At 44.9% G+C, this 3,427-nt stretch carries 2 protein-coding genes, 1 rRNA gene and 2 pseudogenes; 2 read left to right on the forward strand and 3 right to left on the reverse strand.

The window, feature by feature from the left end:
• Positions 1 to 5: 5 nt before the first annotated feature.
• Positions 6 to 117 (forward strand): 5S ribosomal RNA (rrf, locus tag JSQ97_RS12580).
• Between the two features lie 127 nt (positions 118 to 244).
• On the opposite strand, the gene JSQ97_RS12585 is transcribed toward rrf, so the two are convergent.
• On the reverse strand, positions 245 to 1,486 hold the full coding sequence (locus JSQ97_RS12585) for a YwqG family protein (protein WP_205076364.1): 1,242 nt from the start codon (positions 1,484 to 1,486) through the stop codon (positions 245 to 247).
• Between the two features lie 215 nt (positions 1,487 to 1,701).
• Between JSQ97_RS12585 and JSQ97_RS13185 the strand changes: the two are divergent.
• A pseudogene (locus JSQ97_RS13185) lies at positions 1,702 to 1,865 on the forward strand (L-2-amino-thiazoline-4-carboxylic acid hydrolase); the annotation flags it as partial.
• 61 nt (positions 1,866 to 1,926) lie between these two features.
• Here the strand turns inward: JSQ97_RS13185 and JSQ97_RS13190 are convergent.
• Together JSQ97_RS13190 and JSQ97_RS12595 are read right to left on the reverse strand one after the other, a co-directional pair.
• Positions 1,927 to 2,115 (reverse strand): annotated as a pseudogene (locus JSQ97_RS13190) (4-fold beta flower protein); the annotation flags it as partial.
• A gap of 274 nt (positions 2,116 to 2,389) precedes the next feature.
• On the reverse strand, positions 2,390 to 3,427 hold a 1,038-nt coding region (locus tag JSQ97_RS12595), incomplete at its 5' end, for a helix-hairpin-helix domain-containing protein (RefSeq protein ID WP_239447147.1).

Here is a 3,427-nt window from a genome sequence, read left to right on the forward strand (position 1 = left end):
TATTGCCCGGTGGCCATAGCGGGGAGGAAATACCCGTTCCCATTCCGAACACGGAAGTCAAGCTCCCTTGCGCCGATGATACTGCTCTAAATGCGGGAAAGTAGGCAGCTGCCGGGCTTTTTATTTTATAATTGCGGCGCATATACGGTGAGTTTGCAAAGCTAACTCGGTAGCGAGGCTAAGCCGAACGAAGTTCGAGCCGAGACCACAGCGTTATGGGTTGATACTTTCTAAACTCGACCTATTAATAACAATCCCAAGTATACAGGACATTTGAAAAATCTCTGTTTTTCAATGCATTGGAATTGATTAAAAAATTCGCAGCACCGACATCACCCCAGCACATTGCCTCTCCATTGCAGCAGGAAGAATCCAAGTGCAATAAAGTCGTATCATAATAAGAAGCGTCTTTTTCGGACATAGTTTCACGAACATCTCCTTGTATAAACGAAGGATAACCGAGTATATAATTTTCCGTTTCTCCGAGCATTCGATAGATTTGAAACGCATGAATATTTTCTTCCTGCGAACCTAAAACTTCGTATATGTTTTTTTCTGTATTTTCTCCGGTGATTTCTTTAACGGCTTTTGCAATAAAATCGTTCATTTTGTAATCATCGGCACTCATATACGATACGGAACGTAAAAATTCCAATGCGGTCGAATGTAAAATCGGCGTATTTATAATCTCGGACGACGACGGAATAATTTTTTGAATATCTTCTTCATGAATGTTTTTGTCAATTTTTTCATGAAAAACTATGCGCCAATTTTTTTGTGCCGCAGGTTCATAGTAACTCATACCGTATGCGACATCATCTGAAGATATAAAAAATTGAAGAATACCCTCTTTCGGAAAAATCATATTTTCGAATTTACATTCCGAAAAATTGAGCTGGCAAAGCAAATGCATTTTTTTGCCTTCAGAATCGACCGGATATTCTTTCGAAATATCCCAATAAGGTACGCCTCCTATTTTTGAAGATGTTAAAGTCGACTCGATATCTTTTCGGGGAATTAATAAATAGGTTTCCGTACCGGCTTTTTCCTTTATATAATTTTTCAGCTTTTCAATACCTTCCTCTGTGGCAAAATAGTTATGCACCGTTTTTAGAGTGTTCACAAACCGTTTTACTTCTAAATAATAATCGGGCACTGAAAATTTTTTACCGGAAAATACAAGGTCGTATTGTCTTTGGTGAACAGTATAGGTTACCGATTCGACTTGATCTAATTGATATGTATATTTCTTTAAGAATTTTCTGATAATCACTTTATTATCATATACATAAGCGACAGGAGCATTGTTTCCGTAAAGCAAAAGTAAACCGCCTGATAAAAAAGCTGTAAAGCCTGCTGCCGGAACATAGGCGTTTGAAAAAGAACTAACGACGGTAAATGAGCCGAACAATATGACATCTAAAATAAAAACGGTATTTTCAAATATCGTAGCAGGATGGCGCAAATTATTTTTGACAACATACATATATTCACCTTTTCCCTATTCCGACCGCAATCGATGACTTCGTTCGCTTCGCTCACTACCGAGTTTACTTTGCAAACTCGTCGCGGATGGCCGGAATCGATGACCTATTACGAAATTGATTATATGAATCAATGTTTTTTATGTCTACAATTATGGTGCGTTGCGATATAATCTTCTATAGGCATATTCTAACGGCTAGCGGCGGGGTAACGACAAATTTTGCAAAAAAGAACGGCTACAGCGAATTGATGCCCTATTTTTGCGAAACGGACAAAGCGTTATGGAGCATTTCGGCGGTACGCTTTATAGAGAGCATACCGTTGCCGACGGATACGAAGATTGCAATTATTGGATAAAAAACAAAGGCAAATCGACATAAACGGATGCCGCGGAGCATGAGCGACGGGATGCATGCACTTGCCCGGATTTTCGGCATAGCCTGCGTTACCGAAGTTACCTTTGTGCATATCCAAAATCATGCCGTCTTTAAGTTCGCCGACATAAGTTCCGGTAAGCTTGAGGACGTGTTCGCCCTTGAGCTGTCCGACGGGATTTCCTTCCATGTCGTGGATGTATGCGCCTTGTACGACGCCGAGCGGGTTTCCCTCTTTATCGAAAATGTATTCCATTTGCAATTTTCTTAATAATTTTTATGCGCTCATATATCGATCGTATACATTATAGAGGAAATCGCATTTTCTACAATCGGGCGGTGCGGGGCAAGGGCAGCTGAAATTATATTGGCGGAAAACAATGCGTGTTGTAAAAAGTCGGCTGTATTTTCGGCATAGCCTGCGTTACCGAAGCTGCCTTTATGCATGTCCAAAATCATGCTGTTTTTTATGCGCTCGCATACAGTATAATAAAAATCGCAGGTTGTGCAATCGTCGCCCTGTCCTGCCTTTATTCGTCTCCGCTTCCGTCGAGGGCTGCGCGGGCAAGGCTGTCGATATAGTGCGCTGCTGCGGCTTTTTGCGCGGTCGTACCGGAGCTTTCGAGCGATTCGATTTGTTTCGCTTTTTTTTCTTTCCGTGCATCGTTGAGTTTTTTCGCTTCCCGCGCAATGTTTTCCGCTGCGTCCGTACTCATGCCGAGCGCGTCCGCGATGCGCTCTTTATCGGCATTTGCGAGGTTTTCGAGCGTCGTAAATGTTTTTATCAATGTGCGCGCCTTCTTTTCGCCGACTCCGGGAAGTTCGAGAAAAATGCTTACGGTATTTTCTTTGGTGCGGAGGCGCTGGTTTTTGCTCGTCGCAAAACGGTGCGTCTCATCTCTTACGCGCTGGAGCAGGCGGAGCGCATCGCTTCTGCGCGGGAGCACGACGGGCGTGCTGTTGCCCGGTCGGTAGATTTCTTCGTTTTTTTCGGCAAGTCCCGCGATGGGGATGTCGATGCCGAGCGATGTGAGTACGCTCTGCACCGCATTTACCTGTCCTATGCCGCCGTCTATGAGCAGGAGATCGGGCAGCTCCCGTCCTTCGTTCAAAAGTCTCGTATAGCGTCTGCTCGTCGCTTCCCGCATGGATGCGAAGTCGTCGATGATGCCGTCGGTCGTTTTGAGACGGAAATAACGGTAGTTTTTTTTGTCGGGGTTGCCGTTGTAAAAGCTGATTAAACTTGCGACGGGGAATTTTCCGCCGATATGCGCAATGTCGAATCCTTCGATACGTACGGGAAGCGTGTCGAGGGCGAGGAGCGTTTTGAGTTCTTCGAGTGCGGGTATGTCACCGCGTTCGCGCAGGCGCCGCACGATATCTTCATGCGCGTTTTGCTTTGCCATATTGATGGCTGCCGTGTGGTATTTTGCGTTGTTGCTTGCTTCTGAAACGGGAACGACTTCGGTTTCGGCGCCGAGCGTTTCGGAAAACCATTTTGCAAGCTCATCCGGCGAAAGAAAAGCGATGCTTCGATCGGGGAGGGGCGGGGTTTCCCCGCAGGAGGG

This window comes from Treponema sp. Marseille-Q4523, assembly GCF_016901105.1.
Taxonomy (GTDB): domain Bacteria; phylum Spirochaetota; class Spirochaetia; order Treponematales; family Treponemataceae; genus Treponema_D.

Bases quoted from the DNA above. Each gene is read 5' to 3' on its own strand.
- JSQ97_RS12585 (WP_205076364.1), bottom strand. From the start codon at position 1,486: ATGTATGTTGTCAAAAATAATTTGCGCCATCCTGCTACGATATTTGAA.